Annotated in this window: 18 protein-coding genes and 1 riboswitch; of the genes, 14 read left to right on the top strand and 4 right to left on the bottom strand. The window is 37.4% G+C overall.

Annotated elements, in window-relative coordinates; all coding sequences use genetic code 11:
• The first annotated feature begins 19 nt into the window (after positions 1-19).
• The 6 genes from ku (at position 20) to LS684_RS12050 (ending at position 7,293) form a co-directional block, all read left to right on the top strand.
• Positions 20-874: a non-homologous end joining protein Ku gene (gene ku / locus LS684_RS12075; protein ID WP_233806283.1), complete on the top strand. Its 855-nt coding sequence runs from the start codon at positions 20-22 to the stop codon at positions 872-874.
• Between the two features lie 285 nt (positions 875-1,159).
• Positions 1,160-1,708 (top strand): glycerol-3-phosphate responsive antiterminator, encoded by a 549-nt coding sequence (locus tag LS684_RS12070; protein WP_233806281.1) that lies wholly within the window; start codon positions 1,160-1,162, stop codon positions 1,706-1,708.
• Between the two features lie 221 nt (positions 1,709-1,929).
• Complete coding sequence (locus tag LS684_RS12065; RefSeq protein WP_233806279.1) at positions 1,930-2,754, top strand: MIP/aquaporin family protein; 825 nt, start codon at positions 1,930-1,932, stop codon at positions 2,752-2,754.
• 16 nt (positions 2,755-2,770) lie between these two features.
• A complete protein-coding gene (gene glpK / locus LS684_RS12060; RefSeq protein WP_233806276.1) occupies positions 2,771-4,261 on the top strand; it encodes a glycerol kinase GlpK in 1,491 nt (496 codons plus the stop codon).
• Between the two features lie 226 nt (positions 4,262-4,487).
• Positions 4,488-6,170 (top strand): glycerol-3-phosphate dehydrogenase/oxidase, encoded by a 1,683-nt coding sequence (locus tag LS684_RS12055; protein WP_233806274.1) that lies wholly within the window; start codon positions 4,488-4,490, stop codon positions 6,168-6,170.
• 235 nt (positions 6,171-6,405) lie between these two features.
• Positions 6,406-7,293 (top strand): NAD-dependent epimerase/dehydratase family protein, encoded by an 888-nt coding sequence (locus LS684_RS12050; RefSeq protein ID WP_233806272.1) that lies wholly within the window; start codon positions 6,406-6,408, stop codon positions 7,291-7,293.
• A 46-nt stretch (positions 7,294-7,339) separates the two neighbouring features.
• Here the strand turns inward: LS684_RS12050 and LS684_RS12045 are convergent, their stop codons facing one another.
• Positions 7,340-7,846, bottom strand: coding sequence for a ferritin family protein (locus tag LS684_RS12045; RefSeq protein ID WP_233806270.1), 507 nt, complete (start codon positions 7,844-7,846; stop codon positions 7,340-7,342).
• Positions 7,847-8,524: 678 nt separating this feature from the next.
• Positions 8,525-8,607: riboswitch (ZMP/ZTP riboswitch) on the top strand.
• Between the two features lie 45 nt (positions 8,608-8,652).
• On the opposite strand from LS684_RS12045, the gene LS684_RS12040 reads away from it, so the two are divergent.
• The 6 genes from LS684_RS12040 (at position 8,653) to corA (ending at position 14,184) form a co-directional block, all read left to right on the top strand.
• Positions 8,653-9,531: a bifunctional 5,10-methylenetetrahydrofolate dehydrogenase/5,10-methenyltetrahydrofolate cyclohydrolase gene (locus tag LS684_RS12040; protein WP_233806269.1), complete on the top strand. Its 879-nt coding sequence runs from the start codon at positions 8,653-8,655 to the stop codon at positions 9,529-9,531.
• A gap of 203 nt (positions 9,532-9,734) precedes the next feature.
• Positions 9,735-9,935 carry a cold-shock protein gene (locus tag LS684_RS12035; RefSeq protein ID WP_233806267.1) on the top strand — a complete coding sequence of 67 codons (201 nt, stop codon included), beginning with the start codon at positions 9,735-9,737 and terminating at the stop codon, positions 9,933-9,935.
• Positions 9,936-10,178: 243 nt separating this feature from the next.
• Complete coding sequence (gene cshA / locus LS684_RS12030) at positions 10,179-11,642, top strand: degradosome RNA helicase CshA (RefSeq protein ID WP_284701560.1); 1,464 nt, start codon at positions 10,179-10,181, stop codon at positions 11,640-11,642.
• A gap of 89 nt (positions 11,643-11,731) precedes the next feature.
• Entirely contained in the window at positions 11,732-11,932 is a 201-nt protein-coding gene (locus LS684_RS12025) for a cold-shock protein (RefSeq protein ID WP_233806266.1), read from the top strand.
• Between the two features lie 222 nt (positions 11,933-12,154).
• Positions 12,155-12,937, top strand: a complete 783-nt coding sequence (gene bacA, locus LS684_RS12020; protein WP_233806265.1) for an undecaprenyl-diphosphate phosphatase — start codon at positions 12,155-12,157, stop codon at positions 12,935-12,937.
• Between the two features lie 296 nt (positions 12,938-13,233).
• Positions 13,234-14,184: a magnesium/cobalt transporter CorA gene (gene corA / locus LS684_RS12015; protein ID WP_233806264.1), complete on the top strand. Its 951-nt coding sequence runs from the start codon at positions 13,234-13,236 to the stop codon at positions 14,182-14,184.
• 61 nt (positions 14,185-14,245) lie between these two features.
• On the opposite strand, the gene LS684_RS12010 is transcribed toward corA, so the two are convergent.
• On the bottom strand, positions 14,246-15,070 hold the full coding sequence (locus LS684_RS12010; protein ID WP_233806263.1) for a GNAT family N-acetyltransferase: 825 nt from the start codon (positions 15,068-15,070) through the stop codon (positions 14,246-14,248).
• Positions 15,071-15,469: 399 nt separating this feature from the next.
• Positions 15,470-15,763, bottom strand: coding sequence for a DUF6509 family protein (locus LS684_RS12005; RefSeq protein ID WP_233806262.1), 294 nt, complete (start codon positions 15,761-15,763; stop codon positions 15,470-15,472).
• 294 nt (positions 15,764-16,057) lie between these two features.
• Between LS684_RS12005 and LS684_RS12000 the strand changes: the two genes are divergently transcribed.
• Complete coding sequence (locus tag LS684_RS12000) at positions 16,058-16,960, top strand: DMT family transporter (RefSeq protein WP_233806261.1); 903 nt, start codon at positions 16,058-16,060, stop codon at positions 16,958-16,960.
• A gap of 77 nt (positions 16,961-17,037) precedes the next feature.
• Here LS684_RS12000 and LS684_RS11995 read toward each other — a convergent pair whose 3' ends face one another.
• Positions 17,038-17,196 (bottom strand): hypothetical protein, encoded by a 159-nt coding sequence (locus LS684_RS11995; RefSeq protein ID WP_233806260.1) that lies wholly within the window; start codon positions 17,194-17,196, stop codon positions 17,038-17,040.
• A 362-nt stretch (positions 17,197-17,558) separates the two neighbouring features.
• Here LS684_RS11995 and LS684_RS11990 point away from each other — a divergent pair, with 362 nt between their 5' ends.
• A complete protein-coding gene (locus LS684_RS11990) occupies positions 17,559-18,695 on the top strand; it encodes an HD-GYP domain-containing protein (RefSeq protein WP_233806259.1) in 1,137 nt (378 codons plus the stop codon).
• The last annotated feature ends 280 nt before the right edge of the window (positions 18,696-18,975 follow it).

The following is an 18,975-nucleotide window of genomic DNA, read 5'->3' as shown; positions in this document are numbered from 1 at the left end:
AGAAGAATGGAGAATTCATATGCATACAATCTGGAAGGGTAGCATTCGTTTTGGTCTAGTGAATATCCCAATCAAGCTACATGCTGCTACCGAGGACAAAGATGTTAAGCTTCGTAATCTTCATAAAGAATGCCATTCACCCATTAAATACGAAAAGGTATGCCCGGTATGTGATGTGGAGATTCAAACAGGCGATATGGTTAAAGCGTATGAATACACAAAAGGAAAATTTGTGGTACTTGACGAAGAAGATCTAGAACAATTGAAAAAAGAGAATGAAGAAAAAGCGGTTGAAATCATCGATTTTGTTAAAATGAATGAAATTGATCCCATCTATTTTAATCGAAGCTATTTTATGTCCCCCAATGAAAGTGGAGGGAAAGCTTATTCATTGCTTAGAAAAGCACTAAAAGACTCGGAGAAGGTAGGGCTAGCAAAGATTATCATTCGAGCAAAAGAGCATTTAGCCGTGGTACGGGTATATGAAAATACATTACTTATGGAAACCATCCATTACCCAGACGAAGTACGTTCTGCCGGAGATGTACCAAATGTTCCTGCTGAGGATACGATAACTGATAAAGAATTAGAAACAGCCACCTTATTAATTGATCAGCTAACAACAGAGTTTGAGCCAGAGAAATTCAACGATGATTATCGAACGGCATTGTTAGAGTTAATTGAATCCAAACGAACGGGTGAAGAAGTAGTTGCACCGGTAGGAAAGGAGCCTGCTTCGAATGTTACCGATCTAATGGCTGCCCTACAAGCTTCCATCGATCGAACAAAGCCAAAGACTGAAACGCAGGCTACCACGAAGAAAAAACGGGCAACGAAAACAGTGAAAGCAACAAAAACGAAGAAACAGGCATAGTCAAAGTCAACGTATCATGATATCTAGTTATGATGGGTGTGGTCGTTAGAAATAAAATAATGACTATGACAAGGAAAACAGAAAGAATGAAAAACGGCCTTCGTAAGATGAGAAGGTCGTTTTTCATTCGATTCACTTGAACATCAAATTTTACGCTTTTTTCTGCTGGTGAAAGACGAAAACTGCACATGTTTCAAAAACACCCATGAATACGAAACCAGCCATTGAAAAAAACATTTAAGTATTTTCGAATTTCTTATAAGATAGTGTTCAAGGAGTGAGAATATGAATCAGCAAATACTACCAGCATCAACTAATATGAAGGAATTTGAAAGGTTTTTAAATAGTTCATTTGAAATAGGTGTCTTTTTAGAATTACATATTGCTCAGTTAAAACACGTTCAATCATTAGCTAACCAACATGGAAAGAAAATGATTTTCCATATGGATTTAATTCAAGGGATTAAAAACGATGATTATGCAACGGAGTTTATCTGCCAAGAGCATAAGCCATATGGGCTGATTTCAACTAAAGGAAGCGTCATCTTAAAAGCGAAGCAAAAAGGGGTTTTAGCAGTGCAAAGGGTATTTTTAATCGATTCCCATGCGCTAGAAAAAAGTTATAAGCTAGTAGATAAAACAAAGCCGGATTTTATCGAAGTATTACCTGGAGCGATGCCATGGATGATCTCTGAGGTGAAAAATCGTTTGAATACTCCTGTCTTTGCAGGAGGCTTGATACGTTCGGAAGAAGAAGTCATTAATGCATTAAAGGCGGGAGCTACTGCTATAACTACTTCGAAAGTAGAACTTTGGGAGAAATTTGAAAAATAGTTAATGAACCGCAATGAGAATAAATTTTTTCCATAAAGTGATTGACAACGTTTTCATAGGTTAGTATACTTCATATTAACAAGTTAACAATTGTGGCGGAGATAAGGAGATCACACAGGTTTACCCCCTCTATTATGGAGGGTAATCTGTGCGGTCTCCTTTTTCGTTACACTTGGAATTTGATGCTTAAAAACGTTAAAGTTCGAAAGGGGAGAATTATTATGTCACCATTTTTGGGAGAAGTAATTGGCACGATGATTTTAATTGTGTTTGGAGCGGGAATTGGAGCAGGTGCTTCATTAAAGAATTCCTACTCAAACAATGCAGGGTGGATTGTTATTACCATTGCGTGGGGATTAGCAGTAACAATGGGGGTATTTGCAGTAGGATCAATTAGTGGCGCTCATTTAAACCCGGCTGTTACAATAAGTCTAGCAATTACTGGAGATTTTGCATGGGCAGAAGTACCTTCATACATTATTGCTCAGTTACTTGGAGCTATGGTAGGGGCAACTCTCGTATTCTTACATTATTTACCTCATTGGAAGCTAACAGAGGATCCAGGAACAAAGCTTGGCGTATTCTCAACAGCCCCAGCAGTGCCTCATACGTTTTCAAATTTATTCAGCGAGATGTTCGGTACATTTATCTTAGTACTAGGATTATTATTTATTGGCGCAAATCAATTTACAGAAGGCTTAAATCCGATTGCAGTTGGTTTACTCATTGTAGTTATAGGTATGTCTTTAGGCGGTACAACTGGTTATGCCATTAACCCAGCTCGTGACTTAGGTCCAAGAATCGCTCATTTTCTTCTTCCGATTCCAGGGAAAGGTAGCTCTAACTGGGGATACTCTTGGATTCCAGTAGTAGGTCCCATCTTAGGAGGTTCATTAGGAGCTGTATTCTATCAAGCTGTATTTGAGGGAGAATTAACACAAAGTTTATGGATCGTGTTAGGATCTGCTTCTATTATTTTATTCATGGCATATATGAGTAGTAAAAAGCAATCTGTTCATACCAATTCAGCGGTTGCTGCTAAATAATAAAGGGGGCAAAATCATGGAAAAATACATTTTATCTTTAGACCAAGGGACGACAAGTTCACGTGCTATTTTATTCAATAAAAAAGGCGAAATTGTAAAGGTTTCTCAAAAGGAATTTACACAACATTTTCCTAAGCCAGGCTGGGTTGAACATAATGCGAACGAAATTTGGGGTTCAATCCTTTCTGTTATTGCAAGCGCTTTATCAGAAGCAGATATTAAGCCAGAGCAAATTGCCGGTATTGGGATAACCAACCAACGTGAAACAACGGTAGTTTGGGATAAAGAGACAGGCAAGCCTATTTACAATGCGATTGTTTGGCAATCAAGACAAACAAGTGATATTTGTAATGAATTAAAGGCACAAGGACATAATGAATTATTCCGTGGAAAGACAGGCCTATTAATTGATGCCTACTTCTCTGGTACGAAAGTTAAGTGGATTTTAGATCATGTGGATGGTGCAAGAGAAAAAGCGGAGCAAGGCAAGCTGCTTTTTGGTACGATTGATACGTGGCTCATTTGGAAGCTTTCAGGTGGAAAAGCACATGTGACGGACTATTCCAATGCGTCCCGTACATTAATGTATAATATTCATGAATTAAAGTGGGATGAGGAGCTTCTTGACATCCTTGGGGTTCCAGCATCCATGCTACCTGAAGTAAAGGCTTCATCAGAGGTCTATGCAACGACTGTTGATTATCATTTCTTTGGACAGGAAATTCCAATTGCAGGAGCAGCTGGGGATCAACAAGCAGCCCTTTTCGGCCAAGCGTGCTTTGAGCAAGGAATGGCAAAAAATACGTATGGAACAGGTTGTTTTATGCTGATGAACACGGGAGAAAAAGCCGTGAAATCTGATCATGGACTATTAACCACTTTAGCATGGGGGATTAACGGAAAAGTAGAATATGCTCTAGAAGGAAGTATTTTTGTGGCAGGTTCTGCGATTCAATGGTTACGAGATGGCTTAAGAATGTTTAAAGATGCTAAGGATAGCGAAAACTATGCAAGAAAAGTAGAATCTACAGATGGTGTCTATGTAGTACCTGCATTCGTAGGACTTGGAACACCATATTGGGATAGTGATGTTCGCGGAGCTGTCTTTGGATTAACTCGTGGGACAGAGAAGGAGCACTTTATTCGTGCTACACTTGAATCACTAGCGTATCAAACCAAAGATGTTCTTTCTGCAATGGAGAAGGATTCTGGAATTGAGTTGAAAGCACTGCGTGTGGATGGTGGAGCAGTAAAAAATGACTTTTTAATGGAATTCCAAAGCGATATGCTGAATGTACCAGTTGAACGTCCAGTCGTTAATGAAACGACTGCGTTAGGAGCTGCTTATTTAGCAGGTTTAGCAGTAGGATATTGGGAAAGCCAAGAAGAAATCGCTAAACAGTGGGCGATTGATAAGAAATTTGAAGCTACTATGGAAGAACAGAAGCGTGAAGAACTATATGATGGATGGAAAAAAGCGATCCATGCAACAATGGCATTTAAATAAATTTCATGCTAATTATTTTCAAATCTGTACAATTATGTTATAATGAAAGTAAGTTAATACATCGGTAGGAGATAAGGAGAGACCACGAGTACATTATCGTTTTTCGTTAATGTTATTTGTGGTCTCTTTTTTGTTGTTTGCTCTGCAGGTTGAAGAATGCAGAGCCGTGTTTAAACACAGATCCTGCCAAAACAATAGGACGTAACATGCTCAAGGAGGCATAAACATGAACTTTTCTAATAAAAATCGAGAGCAAGTAAAAGAACAACTAAAACAAGAAAAATACGATGTTATTATTATTGGTGGTGGAATCACTGGTGCTGGAATTGCCTTAGATGCTACAACTCGTGGGATGAAGGTAGGGCTAGTTGAGATGCAAGATTTTGCTGCTGGTACATCCTCTCGTTCTACTAAGCTCGTACATGGTGGACTAAGATATTTAAAACAATTCGAAGTCAAAATGGTAGCTGAAGTAGGAAAGGAAAGAGCGATTGTTTATGAGAATGGACCACATGTGACAACTCCAGAATGGATGCTCCTTCCAATGCATAAAGGAGGAACATTTGGTAAGTTCAGCACTTCCGTAGGGTTGAAAGTGTACGATTTTTTAGCAGGAGTTGTGAAAGACGAACGTAGAACCATGCTTAGCAAAGAAGAAACCTTGACAAAAGAGCCACTTGTCAAAAAGCAAGATCTAAAGGGTGGAGGCTATTATGTAGAATATCGTACGGATGACGCACGATTAACAATTGAAGTGATGAAGGCTGCTGTTGAAAAAGGAGCTACCGCCATTAATTACTCGAAAGTGGATGAATTAATATATAAGGATGGAAAAGTTTGCGGTGTTCGCGTGGTAGACCAGCTGTCAGGTGATCGCTATGAAATATATGGAGATAAAATTGTAAATGCTTCAGGGCCATGGGTTGACACGATTAGAGAAAAGGACCAATCCAAAAAAGGCAAAATACTGCAGCTGACAAAAGGTGTCCATCTTGTTATTGACCAAAAGAAATTTCCTTTAAAGCAAGCGGTATATTTTGATACACCAGACGGAAGAATGGTCTTTGCCATACCAAGAGATGGAAAAGCATATGTAGGAACTACAGATACATTCTACGATCAAGATGCAGCTATTCCAAAAATGACCATTAGTGATCGAACATATATAATCAATGCAATCAATTATATGTTCCCGGGAGTGAAAGTGTCAGAAGAGGATGTGGAATCAAGTTGGGCTGGCGTACGACCATTAATTTTTGAAGAAGGGAAATCCGCATCTGAAATTTCTCGGAAAGACGAAATTTGGGAATCAGAATCAGGCTTAATAACGATTGCAGGTGGAAAATTAACGGGCTACCGAAAAATGTCTGAAATGGTCATCGACTTAATTGCCAAACAGTTACTAGAAGGAAAAGGACAGTCCTACCCTAGCTGTCAAACAAAGTATTTACCGATTTCAGGTGGAGATGTCGGCGGTGCAAAGAACTTTGAACGGTATGTTCTAAGCTCGATTTCAAAGGGTACAGCGCTTGGATTGACGGAGGAAGAAACAAGACATCTTGTTTCTACCTATGGCTCAAATAGTGACCATGTGTTTGAATTGCTCCAATTAAATCTCTCAAGTGCTGCTGAATATAAGCTTCCGCTGTCGCTATTTGCTAAATTGGTATACGCACTTCATGAAGAAATGATCGCTACACCAATCGATTTCTTTAACAGACGAACGGGAGCCATCCTGTTTGATATTCAAACTGTTCGAAGATATAAAGAACAAGTCATTGCCTATATGTCTGAATTCTTCCAGTGGAGCAATGAAACGAAAGCATTATATATAAAAGAAGTGGAAGAAGCCCTGTTAGATGCATCTGTTCCAGTAGATGAACAGCAAAAACGAGAAAAATTAGCTTAACAAACAACGATCCAATTTCAGGCTGTAGTCATGCTCAAAGAATTTTGAGTTTTGCCTACAGTCTTTTTTATGTAGTAACATATGACCCTTTAGGGGAATCACCCTGTAATTACCTTCCGTTGTATTTTTCGATGAGCGATTTGGTAAAAATATTAAAGGATTTTCGCTATAATAGAAGAATGATATAGTATGCTACATATTTAGAAGGAGCTACGACTATGAAAGAGGAGATTTTATGAATAACATATTAGTACTAGGCGGAACACAATTCTTTGGGAAAAGACTTGTTCAGAGATTAATAGACGAGGGGAAACAAGTCACAATTGCTACTCGGGGCAAAACGAGTGATCCATTTGGTGACCATGTGCAAAGACTAAAGATTGATCGTCAAGATCCAGCTTCAATGCTCGAACAATTTAAAGATAAGAAGTGGGACATAGTCTTTGATCAAACTTGTCAGTCTCCTAAAGAAGCTCAAGATACAATACATGCACTAAAAGATAAAGTCAAGCGATACATATTTACATCAACTATGGCTGTCTATGAATTCGGTACAAACCATTCGGAGGAGGACTTTGACCCCCACACCATTCATCCTGAGTTAAAGCCAAGGACAGCATACCAAGGTTACATAGGGTACCGAGAAGCAAAAAGAGGAGCAGAGGCTGTATTATTTAATGAAAAGAATTTAGAGGTAGTTTCCGTTCGTTTTCCGATTGTCATTGGGAAAGATGATTACACAAATAGACTTCATTTTCATGTGAAAAATATTTTGAACGATGAAGAAATCGGAATGAAAGACCCTAACGCTAGATATAGTTTCATCCTCTCTAATGAAGCAGCGGGCTTCTTATATGAAATCGGCAATAGTGGGTATACGGGTTCAATAAATGCTGGATGTAAACAGGATCTCTCTATTGTGGAATTGATTGAATTAATTGAAGAAATAGTTGGGAAGAAAGCAACCATAACGGATCAACTAACAGAGGAGAATACATCTCCATATGCATTACCTGGCTCTTGGTCATTAAACACGAACAAAGCAATTGAATTAGGCTTTACGTTCACTGATGTACATCAATCAATCGTAGAACTAACTCGTTATTATCAAACGCAAGAATAGATAAGGAAAGCCAGGAGGGCAGCATAGTCAATTTCCTGGCGTCCTTTTATTCATCTGTTCTGTTTAGCTCTTTTTGCTTCTTCTGAAAGATGGATAAGTGACGAATCGATTTATTTCGAAGAATCGTATATATTCCTTTTACATCCGCTGGAATAGTTGGATTCGTAATGAACTTATTATACATAGCAATTTGAGCTTTTTCTTTTTGTATGCCTACCATATACGCTTTACTTTCTGTACTAGGTAACTCTACTTTTCCGGTTGGAGGTGGGAGTTTAATCATGTATTTGGTTGCATAAGGTATCAGCTGTTGTATGTGACTTTCTTTGTCCTTATGGATAGGAGTAAAGGGATGTTCCATTTTAAAATGAGTTGAAATATCTATATATAGACCAGATAGTTCCCTTTCTGCTTCGATTGCATATTCGAATGACTCTTTTAAAGTAATCGTTGTATCGGTAAGCGCTCCTTCTGCTCCTTTTTTACTAGTTGCTTCTACTGGAAGTGGTATTAGTAAACAGAGAATTAGGGTGATAGATGATAGGATTTTCATAATAGTTTTTGTCTCCTTTCTACTTGGAAGGTAGTTTGTTCAATTGTCTTTAAAATTATGAAAGTTTGCTTAAAAGAGAATCCTGTTCAATTTTGATTACTATCGTTTATTCTATTGATTAAGAGGGTGTATTTACTCAATCCCTTACTTTTTTAGGAAAAAATATTAGACAAATTCCAGTTTGTAAGATATAATAGGTTTTCAATGCGTTTGAGGGGTTATGAGTTACATTTTTAATATAGTAAGTTTTGATTCAACAATTTAATGATTCCTTCCGATTTTTATCTTCGAGATTCAAAATTCTTCAAGGTATTAAAACCACTTCAGTGCAGTTTAACTATCTGCAAATATTTAATTCTCACGATTTGTATTTTGTAACCTGATTCTTATTGGCGCGGCCGCGGAGCCGTAAAGATGGAAGAGAGGTAGGGCTTTCGTTGTTTTAGGTTTTAGTTTGTTTGCACAACTAAATAGAAAACCCTCAAATGATTGAACAAAAAGGATCACGCTTTATTGTGATCCTTTTTTATTTGCCTGTTTTATCGATACCAACAGAACAGCCACATCGTTGTTCCTAGATACAAAGATAAATGAAATTGATAAAAACACGAACATTTTTATAAAAAAGTGTTGAATTATATGTATTTTGTGATAAAATTAAAGTAATTCCATACATTAAAAAATCGCAGTGACTGACGACAATGTGGAAATAACCACAGGGGAGCTGCGTCTATGTATAGCCGGTCGTCTGGGCAGAGATAAGGGATACCCTTGTCTCTTTTATTATTTCCGGGAGGTTATACACAATGGAGAAACCAGTAATTCTTGATGGAAATCGCGTCGCTACACATGTGAAGGATGGCTTAAAAGCAACTATTGTAAAATTAAAAGAGAATCATGTTCAGCCTTGCCTTGCAACGATCTTAGTTGGAGATGATCCCTCATCAGCAACTTATGTGAAAATGAAGGGCAATGCATGTGAGAAATTAGGTATCGAATCCAAACGTATTCATCTTCCTGAGCAAACGACAACTGAACAATTGCTAGCTGTTATTCAACAATTAAATAATGATGAGAATGTTCATGGGATTCTTCTTCAACACCCAGTTCCAAATCAGATTGATGAGCGAAAAGCATTTGAAGCGATTGCTGTGGAGAAGGATGTGGATGGGGTGACAAGCTGGGGATATGGGCAGACCGCTCTTGGGTTTGGTCAATATCCATCATGTACACCCGCAGCGATTATTAAAATTATGGATGAATACGGAATTTCAGCAGAAGGAAAACATGCCGTTGTAGTAGGAAGAAGTCCAATCCTTGGTAAGCCTGTTTCTGCTCTTTTATTGAATCGAAATGCAACTGTTACGACTTGTCATTCGTTTACCGCAAATCTCCCTGAGCTAGTCAAACAAGCAGATATTGTAGTTGCAGCTGTCGGGAAGCCAAATTTTATTAAGGGAGAATGGCTGAAAGAAGGTGCCGTTGTTTTAGATGCAGGATATAATAAAGGAAATATTGGCGATGTAGAATATGACACATGCTTCAACAAAGCTTCAGCCATTACGCCGGTTCCAGGTGGTGTAGGACCTGTTACAATTTCAATGCTCTTAAAACATACGGTCGAATCTGCAGAAAAGAAGCTACTAGAAACCGTACAAAAAGAACGGGAATTAGTATCTCAATAAAATAAATTAATAATATGGTTTGACTTAACCGTAGAAATACTATAAGCTAATATTAAGCTGTTAAGTTCGTTATAAACTTGGATAAGTAGTCGTAGCTGCAAAAATGTAGACGATTTTTATTCCTACAATATTTTGCCCTACGACTTTTTTATTGGCTTATATATGGAATTGATAGTGAACATTTATTTTTTGGAGGTAACAACATGCAAACTGGTAAAGTAAAATGGTTTAACGCAGAAAAAGGTTTTGGATTCATCGAGTCTTCAGAAGGGCAAGATGTATTCGTTCACTTCTCTGCTATCCAATCTGAAGGTTTCAAAACTTTAGAAGAAGGTCAATCAGTTACTTTTGAAGTAGTTGAAGGAAACCGCGGACCTCAAGCTTCTAACGTTCAAAAAGCATAATTGCTAATGTGAAAGGTGATGCTTTTCAAACAGCATCACCTTTCTTGTGTTTTCTTCTTCAATATTCCTCATAGTTGACTCCAATCTTACATCTCTTGATTAAGAATAAGTGTTGTTAATTCCACATATTTGGAATAATAAAGAATAAACACTCACGAAAATAGGTAAATGAGAATCATGTGATTGGCACATGATAATTATAGATCATATTATTTAGGACCTTTTAAAGGAGGAAAATTTAGATTGACTACTTTTTCAGATTTTCAATTAAGCCAAGAGCTTGAGAAAGCTCTATCAAATATGGGCTTCGAGGAACCAACTCCCATTCAAGCGCAAGCTATTCCCATCGCATTAACTGGTAAGGATATGATTGGTCAAGCCCAAACAGGAACAGGAAAAACAACAGCATTTGGTGTACCATTACTTGAAAAGATGGACATCGATGGAGGAATTCAAGGGCTTGTACTTGCTCCAACACGTGAACTAGCGGTTCAGGTAGCTGAAGAGCTTAACCGAATTGGAAATGTAAAGGGAATCCGTACATTACCGATCTATGGTGGACAAGATATTAACAGACAAATTCGTGCATTAAAGAATAAACCACAAATTATTGCAGCCACTCCGGGTAGACTTATGGATCATATGGATCGTAAGACGATTCGTTTGAACAATATTAAAATGGTTGTATTAGATGAAGCAGATGAAATGCTGAACATGGGCTTTATTGAAGATATTGAGAAGATTCTAAGCCAAGTTCCTAGCGAGCGTCAAACACTTCTCTTCTCAGCAACAATGCCTAAGCGAATTCAATCACTTGCCGAACGGTTTATGGTTGAGCCTGAGCTTGTTAAAGTTAAAGCAAAGGAAATGACGGTAAAAAATATCGAGCAAAGCTATATTGAAGTTCACGAAAAACAAAAATTTGATGTGCTTTGTAGTTTACTTGATATTCAAGCACCAGAGCTTGCAATTATTTTCGGACGCACGAAAAAGCGTGTAGATGAAGTGGTTGAAGGCTTAATTAAACGTGGTTATTCAGCTGAAGGAATTCACGGAGATATCCCGCAAAATAAACGTGATCAAGTTATTCGACGCTTTAAAGATCAAACGATTGAAATTATGGTTGCAACGGATGTAGCAGCTAGAGGACTTGATATTAGTGGAGTTTCACATGTTTATAACTTTGATATTCCTCAAGATCCTGAAAGCTACGTACACCGTATTGGACGTACTGGCCGTGCTGGAAAAAAAGGCTTAGCAGTTACATTTGTTACACCTAGAGAAACGGATCATTTAAAAATTATTGAGTCAGTCACTAAAAAGAAAATGGTTAAACAACCGATTCCTTCATTCAGTGAAGTAATTGCAGGGAATCAGCAAGCAACCATTTCTAAAATTCTGAAAGTAATCGAAAACGAAGAGTATGGCGAGTATAAGCGTGTGGCTGAATCCCTACTAGAAGAAATGGATTCTGTTACGTTGTTGTCAGCTGCGTTTAAGCTATTAACAAAGGAACCAGATACGACTCCAGTCAAATTAACAGCTGTTGAACCTTTACGTTCAAGAAAGCCTAAATCTGACAAAGATCGCACGAGACGTTCGGATCGCGGTCGAGGTGGAAGAAGAGATCGCACTCCAAGTGGCGGCGGAAATAGAGAAAGAAGTTCAAATAGAGATCGCAATCGAAATAGAAATCGAAATAAATGATTAAAAGTAGAATAAAATAGGCATATTAGAAATGTGAAAGTTTTATTCACAAAAATTTTGAGAGCTTTTGAATTTTAGGAGGATTTGAAATGGCAACAGGAAAAGTAAAATGGTTTAATTCTGAAAAAGGTTTTGGTTTCATTGAGGTAGAAGGTGGAGACGATGTATTCGTACACTTCTCTGCTATTCAAGGTGATGGATTCAAAACTCTAGAAGAGGGTCAAGAAGTTAGCTTTGACATCGAAGATAGCCAGCGTGGTCCCCAAGCTGTTAATGTAAATAAAGCTTAATACTCTTGATATGACAAGCTCCACTACTTTAGTAAGCTGGAGATAGACACGATGATATCTCGTGGAAGAACAATAGGGTCCCAATGGGGGCTCTATTTTTTTCTGCTTTCGAATGGTAAGGGTGTTTTGAGCATGTCATGTGTTTAAAATATATATTTCCTTTTTCAACTCCTAGTTGTATGATTCTATTATTGATTTCAAATACATATAGGCGGTGTACGAATGCAAGAATATTTTGTTGCCATCATTATGGGGATTGTTGAAGGTCTTACTGAATTCCTTCCTGTCTCTTCAACCGGTCATCTCATTCTTACCGGTCATTTTTTAGGGTTTACTGGGGAAAAGGCCAAGACGTTTGAAATATTTATCCAATTGGGTTCCATATTAGCTGTCGTAGTGATTTTTTGGAAGCGGATGCTATCCCTATTGCAGTTTAACTTTCAAAAAGGTCTAAACATCGGTCATTTATTATTAGCGATGCTACCAGCAATTGTAGTTGGCTTAGTATTCCATGATCTGATTAAACAGTATTTGTTCTATCCGCAAACCGTAGTAATCACCCTCGTGGTTGGCGGATTGTTAATGATCTTTGCAGAAAAAAGAAATCAGGTTGAAACAGCAACAACGTTAGATGATCTTAGTTATAAGCAGGCATTTCAAATCGGTTTATTTCAATGTTTAGCTTTATTTCCTGGTTTTTCAAGATCAGGTGCAACGATTGCAGGGGGTATTTTAGTAGGGACTAACCATAAGACAGCTGCTGAGTTTTCTTTTTTAGTTGCTGTACCGATGATGGTGGCAGCCAGTGGGTTAGATTTAGTGAAAAGCTATGAACGTTTATCTACGAATGATATAGGCTTCTTCTTAACAGGCTTTGTTACTGCATTTATCGTAGCTCTTCTTGCGATTGTATCGTTTTTGAAGCTTTTAGCTAAAATTAAATTAACGCCATTTGCTTATTACCGTTTTGTATTAGCTATATTAGTAGCACTATTTTTAATCTAGACTATTATATGATTGCTGTTTTTAAGGGTAAGATTCGATCCTTCATACGAAGGATCGGAGTGTAGAGGGGACGGATGGGTGACACGCCTGCGGAGCAGTCGGGCAGGTAGAAGCTCCCCACAGGCGAAGCCGAAAGAGGCTCACTAGACTGCCTGCTGAACGTGAATATCCTGGAGCCGCCTGGAGCGGAAAACTGCCCATGTTTCAAATGCAATAATGTAAACGATATTAGTCTTCATGTTTTACACAAACATAAGAGGGTAAAATGATATTAGAGATTGAGTTGGGGGAGCTTTATGATTAGAACACTTGCGATAACGGATACATATCAATTTAGAAGAGACATTCCACTAAGTGAGCTATCACAAAGTGATGTTAAGTGGTATTGGGTAGATTTTTTTGAACCTACTCAAGAAGAAATCACTCTCTTAACTGATCCTTTTCACTTTCATCCATTAGCAATAGAGGATTGTGTTCAAATTCTACAACGCCCAAAGCTAGACTACTATGAGAAGAATACGTTCTTTGTCACACATGGACTGCATGCTGAGACACTCGAAAAAGAAGAAGTTAATTTCTTTATTGGTGATCATTATATTGTTACATTCCACTATCACAATGCAAAAGAAGTGAATGAAGTATGGCAACGTATCGCATGGGCTGAACAGCTTGAAGAGTGGGATCCATATTTAATTCTATACCACATTATTGATAAGATGGTTGATAACTACTTTCCAATTGTTTACAGACTTGAAGACAAATTAAACGATATAGAAGATCATTCGAAGAGAAGCTCAATGGAAGAATTATTAGAGGATTTATACGATACTAGGCATGATCTATTGACGCTTCGTCATACGATTGCTCCGATGAGAGACCTTGTGTATCGAATGCTAAATTCTCACCATTTAGTAGGAATCAGGGAGAGAAGAGAATATTTCTCTGATATTTATGATCATTTATTAAAGCTATCTGAAATGGTGGACGCTAATAGAGAAATAACAGCTGATATTCGAGACAGTTATTTATCCTTAAATGCCCATCAGACGAATCGAGTCATGAAGGTTTTAACGGTTATTACAACGATATTTATGCCACTTACCTTTATAGCCGGCCTATACGGAATGAACTTTGAAAATATGCCAGAACTGTCCTGGGACTACGGATATTTTATTGTTCTTGCACTGATGATGATCATCGGTGGATGGATGTTTTTATGGTTTAAACAAAAGGGTTGGTTTAAATAGTGATTTTACAGACTGCTGATTTCATTCAGCAGTCTGCTTTTGTTTGATTCCTTCGTATTTTTTATCTAACCATATATTGATAATAATCCTGTGAATCATATGCTTCAAAACCAGAGCTTTGATAAAGGCGAAGGGCATGGTGGTTCTCTGCCGCTACTTCAAGAAATACATTAACCCCATCTTTTACTTGCTGATTGACCGTCTGAATAAGTGCCTTTTTACCAATTCCTTTTCCTTGGAATTCTGGTGCGATGGCAAAACCGTATATCCAGCTTTCTGAGTCATCCCGGCTAACGCGAATTTTTCCAACAGGCTCATCTTCAAATTCTATGACATAAAAGAGCTCTTTGTCTTCCGCTATGATCTTTTCGTTGTAGGCAAGCCCATCTTTCTCAGGTACTTGAAAGCACTCTTTGTCTAATCTCACAAGAAAATCCAAGTCCTTTGTGGCAGCAGGCTTGAAACGAATCATACTAGAATAATCTTCTAATTCAACCTGCTTCCATTTCATTTGATATTCAGTAAATGAATAGGTACAATCCAATTGTTCTAAATACCCTTTAGCTGATTTGGAACTACCAGGTGCATTTATTAAAATCATCGTATCTTTTGGAAACAGTTCTCGTGCTTCTTTCAGTAAGCTTGTGAAAATCCCCTTTTGGCGGTAATCAGGGTGTACCATCCCGCATAGTTCTAATTTATTTGCGATGCCATAAAGGGCGAGAAACCCAACAAGGACGTCATTCTCATAATGAAAGAAATCCCTTTTTTCATTTGAATTGCGGCTTTGAAGCATATCCCAATTTAACTTAAGCTGTATGTTTTCCTCTTCTTCACAAATTTGTTGTAGGTGTTTCATATCATTAAGTTGATTCGCTGAAAGCATGTATACTACCTCCTCTTAACGGACGGCTTCATTTGTTCAGATTGCATAAGTAAACAACCTTCCGATAAGTGTATTTTACAGGATAATTTTTCTATAAAACATAGATGAGATGAAGTTTCTGATGATAAAATGGTCAATGTCTAAAAGATTTATATTTAACAGGTAAGAATCTCTTATTTATACGAAGGTTAGTCGTTTGGAGCTGAACGATGAGAGACGCCTTGGGGAATAGTAGGATAGGTGTTACCACAGGCGAAGACAGGTAGTCCCACCGCTCACCACGTGGCAAGTGATAATTATGAATCGGAAAACTGCCCATGTTTTAAAAACGAAAATGGCTACGATAACAGCCAAAAAAAAGCAGCATTCTATCATAAGAATCCTGCTTTTTCCCTTAACTTACTCTTCATCAATAGTCAAGTGTTCTTGACAAAAGGCAACGACCATTGCTTCTTCTTCTTCCTCTAACTCAAAGTCCAAATATTGATTGGTTTCATCTTCAAAAAATTCATATTTCACCATTCGAGAACCTGCTTCCTCTGCTGCAAATAGTACTCTTAATTTTATTCCTTTTTCAGAGTACAATTCGTCCTCTTCAGGAACGTCTATATGTAAGAAAAATTCAAAGCGGTCCCCTTCAATAATTCCAAATGGATCTTCTATTTTTTCAATGGTATATTCAGTTATTTTCATGTACAAGTCATCCTCTCAAACATACTAATGCTCTATTATTATACCTTGTAATCGGAGTTGATATAAAGCTTTTTGGCTGCTTCTTATCAAACTTGCTGAAAAATCATGTTCCATTTATTTTCATCATCTATCTGTTTATGTGCAAACAATTGGGATTCTCTAAACAAGAGGAATATTCTAGTAGTATGTCAGGCAAATAATTGGAAGAAGGTATAGAAAAGAGTTATGCTTCATATGATTAGGTGCATAACTATACAATTACCATCTCGCGAAGTAAGGAAAGGGAGCCATGATGTGAATAAATATCTTTATGCTTTTTTAGTAATAGTAACAACGGCTCTAATGGGCTCATCATTTGCAATTGGAAAAATTGGTCTTGAATATGTCACTCCTATTCTGCTGGTTGGTTTACGATTTACGATAGCTGGTGTGCTTATGGCCATCATTGTCAAGCTTATGAAGCGACCGCACCCCGCATCTATTAAGGATTGGTTTCTAATGGCGGTCATCGGTTTTTTTCAAACTGCGGGTGTAATGGCCTGTATTTTTTTAAGCCTTTTAACTATTTCAGCTGGAGAGTCTTCCATTTTAACTTTTATGAATCCATTATTGGTTGTTGTATTTGGTACCCTATTTTTTAAAGCAAAGTATCTCCTTTCCCAGTGGTTAGGTGTATTTTTAGGTTTTATCGGTGTATTTATAACGATGGGAGCCACGATAAGTATGGAAATAGGGACGATGCTAGGGATCCTTTCAGCTTGTTCCTGGGCAGTGGCCACACTGTTGATCAAATCTTGGGGAATGCGCTTTGATACTTGGGTTTTAACGGCCTATCAGATGGTATATGGTGGTTTGATTTTATTAGGTGGTAGTTTTCTATTAGAACAACCTCAATTTAATCTGACGGCTACTTCGCTATTTATTTTGTTATGGCTAGCGATTATGGCGTCGATTGTTCAATTTGCGGGCTGGTTTTATTTATTGAAAATAGGTGATCCAGGAAAGACGAGTGCCTTCTTGTTTTTAGCTCCTTTTTTCGGAGTTCTTACTGGTTGGCTATTATTAAATGAACCCCTTGATCCATCCATTTTAGCAGGTGGCGTTTTTATCTTTGCTGGTATCTTTCTTGTTAACTGGAACAGTACTGCTAAAGTCAGGTATAAGGAGCTTGCCAGTGATTTAGAGGAAATTCGATGACTAAACGATTTCGAACAAAAGGCTACTTGGATCTATTTTTCGTGAAATAACCTATTTAACTTAGGAAAAGCCCCCCATTAATGGAGGGGCTTTTCTTCATGAGTGTGTTCATTTATATAGGTTGTTTCCGTTGTTGCGAAATTTACTGAAAGAAGGCTTGTTTCGTCATCCAAGCCAAACAGCTCCGCTTCAGATTGAATGTTCTCAACGGAAATCGGAACGGATTTGTCCTTCAATGGTTGATCTCTCCTTTGATCTAATGATGTAACGTAAATCCCCAAAAACCTTCCTTTTAATGAGAGAAGATTGATTATAGTATGCACGTTTAAGTCGTTATCAAACGGTAACACTTTTTCCCTTATGAATAAAGATAACTCTAAAAAGGAGTAAGAAAAAAATGGTATTTAAGTATGAATGGCTTAAGGATTTACCGTACTGTATAATAATCTTTTCTTCTAAAAGCTAGATTTAGTTTGTATTTACAATATTAAACATAAAAATAGGTAATATATAAGGGGTTTTTCGACTAAAAATGACACTATTTTCCCAAGGGGATCACTGTTTATTTATCGAATATTACATCTAGAGGAGCAGAATAATGACAAAAAAAACAATTTTAGACCAAGAGTATTTATCAACTAAGCTTTTTTTGATCCTTTTTTACATCTTTACTTTTTCATTTGAATTTATTACTTATATATTAAGAGATGTGTTGCGCTCGTTTACATCCCCGACAAGTAACTATGAAATATTGATCTTTTTCTTGCTTGGAGCGCTACTTCCAGTTTCGGTCTATTTAATCAAGAAAAAGCAAGTTGCTGTAATAAAATACCTATACTTTATTTCATATACAGTATTAAATATTATCAATGAGTTGCTTATATATATTAATAAAGAGGCTGAGTATAATATTGGTGGATTTACAGAGTTCTTCTTAATTTTAATTGCGCCAATTTTTGTGAATAAAAGATTTTTTTGGGTGGTATCACTTGGGACAATTGGGAAGTACATCTTCGTAGGCATTCTCATTCAGTCATTGAATGTATTAGCTCCCATCGTTTTGCTAAGTCTTCTTGTGATGGTGACGTATTTAATCCTTACTCGATTCTTTAATTATTTAACTGCGATTGGAAATGCATTTGATGAACAGTTGGAGCAAACAGTCAAAGCTGTTGTATCCGTACTAGAATTGAAGGACCCTTATACAAAGGGACACAGTGAGCGAGTTGCGATGTACTCCAATATATTGGCAAAAGAATTAGATTTATTAAATGAAAGAGAGCTTCAATCGTATTTCTATGCAACTTTGCTTCATGATGTGGGAAAGGTAAATGTTCCAGATAGTATTCTAACCAAGCCTTCTAAGCTAGATGTGGATGAATATGAAATAATTAAAACACATACTACCTCTGGAGCAAAAGCATGTGAAGGGATTGAAGGATTAATCGATTATATTGATGTGATCCGTCATCATCATGAGCGATGGGATGGAAAAGGGTATCCTTATGAGTTAAAGGGAGAAGACATCCCCATTCTTGCAAGAGTGACTGCTGTAGCTGATGCATTTGACGCGATGACATCTTCAAGAGCTTATCGTCATGCGTTAACCGTTGAAGAAGCGTATCAAAGAATAGTGGAAGGGTCAGGTAGTCAATTTGATCCAGAACTCGTTCAGCTATTCAAAAAAGTGTATCCAAAATGGAGAGCCTATCACGATCTTTATAATGGAGAATAAATTTTTGTTGTAAACGAAGGGGCTTTTCCATTAAAATGGGATACAAGGGTATTTATTACACCTAACCTACATCGTTGAGAGGAGGTGACAAACAATGTGCTGGTGGTGCCTATTCTTCTAATACATAGCCTGTAATAACAGGAATATGATGCCCATTTATTTGGACTTTTAATAATTTATTTGTAAAAAAACTGGCTAGATTTCAAATCTAGCCAGTTTTTTATTTTTTACTGGAAAAAGTGTCTATCTTTTCAACGATTAGCACATAATAACGGATAGT

This window comes from Cytobacillus spongiae, assembly GCF_021390075.1.
Note: the sequence above shows the minus strand (reverse complement) of the source record. Positions and strands in the feature narration are given on the sequence as shown.

Excerpts from the sequence above, each read along its gene's own strand:
- LS684_RS11990 (WP_233806259.1), top strand. The coding sequence starts at position 17,559 with ATGACAAAAAAAACAATTTTAGACCAAGAGTATTTATCAACTAAGCTT.
- LS684_RS12040 (WP_233806269.1), top strand. The coding sequence starts at position 8,653 with ATGGAGAAACCAGTAATTCTTGATGGAAATCGCGTCGCTACACATGTG.
- LS684_RS12065 (WP_233806279.1), top strand. The coding sequence starts at position 1,930 with ATGTCACCATTTTTGGGAGAAGTAATTGGCACGATGATTTTAATTGTG.
- LS684_RS12055 (WP_233806274.1), top strand. The coding sequence starts at position 4,488 with ATGAACTTTTCTAATAAAAATCGAGAGCAAGTAAAAGAACAACTAAAA.
- LS684_RS12045 (WP_233806270.1), bottom strand. The coding sequence starts at position 7,846 with ATGAAAATCCTATCATCTATCACCCTAATTCTCTGTTTACTAATACCA.
- LS684_RS12010 (WP_233806263.1), bottom strand. The coding sequence starts at position 15,070 with ATGCTTTCAGCGAATCAACTTAATGATATGAAACACCTACAACAAATT.
- LS684_RS12050 (WP_233806272.1), top strand. The coding sequence starts at position 6,406 with ATGAATAACATATTAGTACTAGGCGGAACACAATTCTTTGGGAAAAGA.
- LS684_RS12070 (WP_233806281.1), top strand. The coding sequence starts at position 1,160 with ATGAATCAGCAAATACTACCAGCATCAACTAATATGAAGGAATTTGAA.
- corA (WP_233806264.1), top strand. The coding sequence starts at position 13,234 with ATGATTAGAACACTTGCGATAACGGATACATATCAATTTAGAAGAGAC.
- LS684_RS12035 (WP_233806267.1), top strand. The coding sequence starts at position 9,735 with ATGCAAACTGGTAAAGTAAAATGGTTTAACGCAGAAAAAGGTTTTGGA.
- bacA (WP_233806265.1), top strand. The coding sequence starts at position 12,155 with ATGCAAGAATATTTTGTTGCCATCATTATGGGGATTGTTGAAGGTCTT.
- LS684_RS12005 (WP_233806262.1), bottom strand. The coding sequence starts at position 15,763 with ATGAAAATAACTGAATATACCATTGAAAAAATAGAAGATCCATTTGGA.
- ku (WP_233806283.1), top strand. The coding sequence starts at position 20 with ATGCATACAATCTGGAAGGGTAGCATTCGTTTTGGTCTAGTGAATATC.
- LS684_RS12025 (WP_233806266.1), top strand. The coding sequence starts at position 11,732 with ATGGCAACAGGAAAAGTAAAATGGTTTAATTCTGAAAAAGGTTTTGGT.
- glpK (WP_233806276.1), top strand. The coding sequence starts at position 2,771 with ATGGAAAAATACATTTTATCTTTAGACCAAGGGACGACAAGTTCACGT.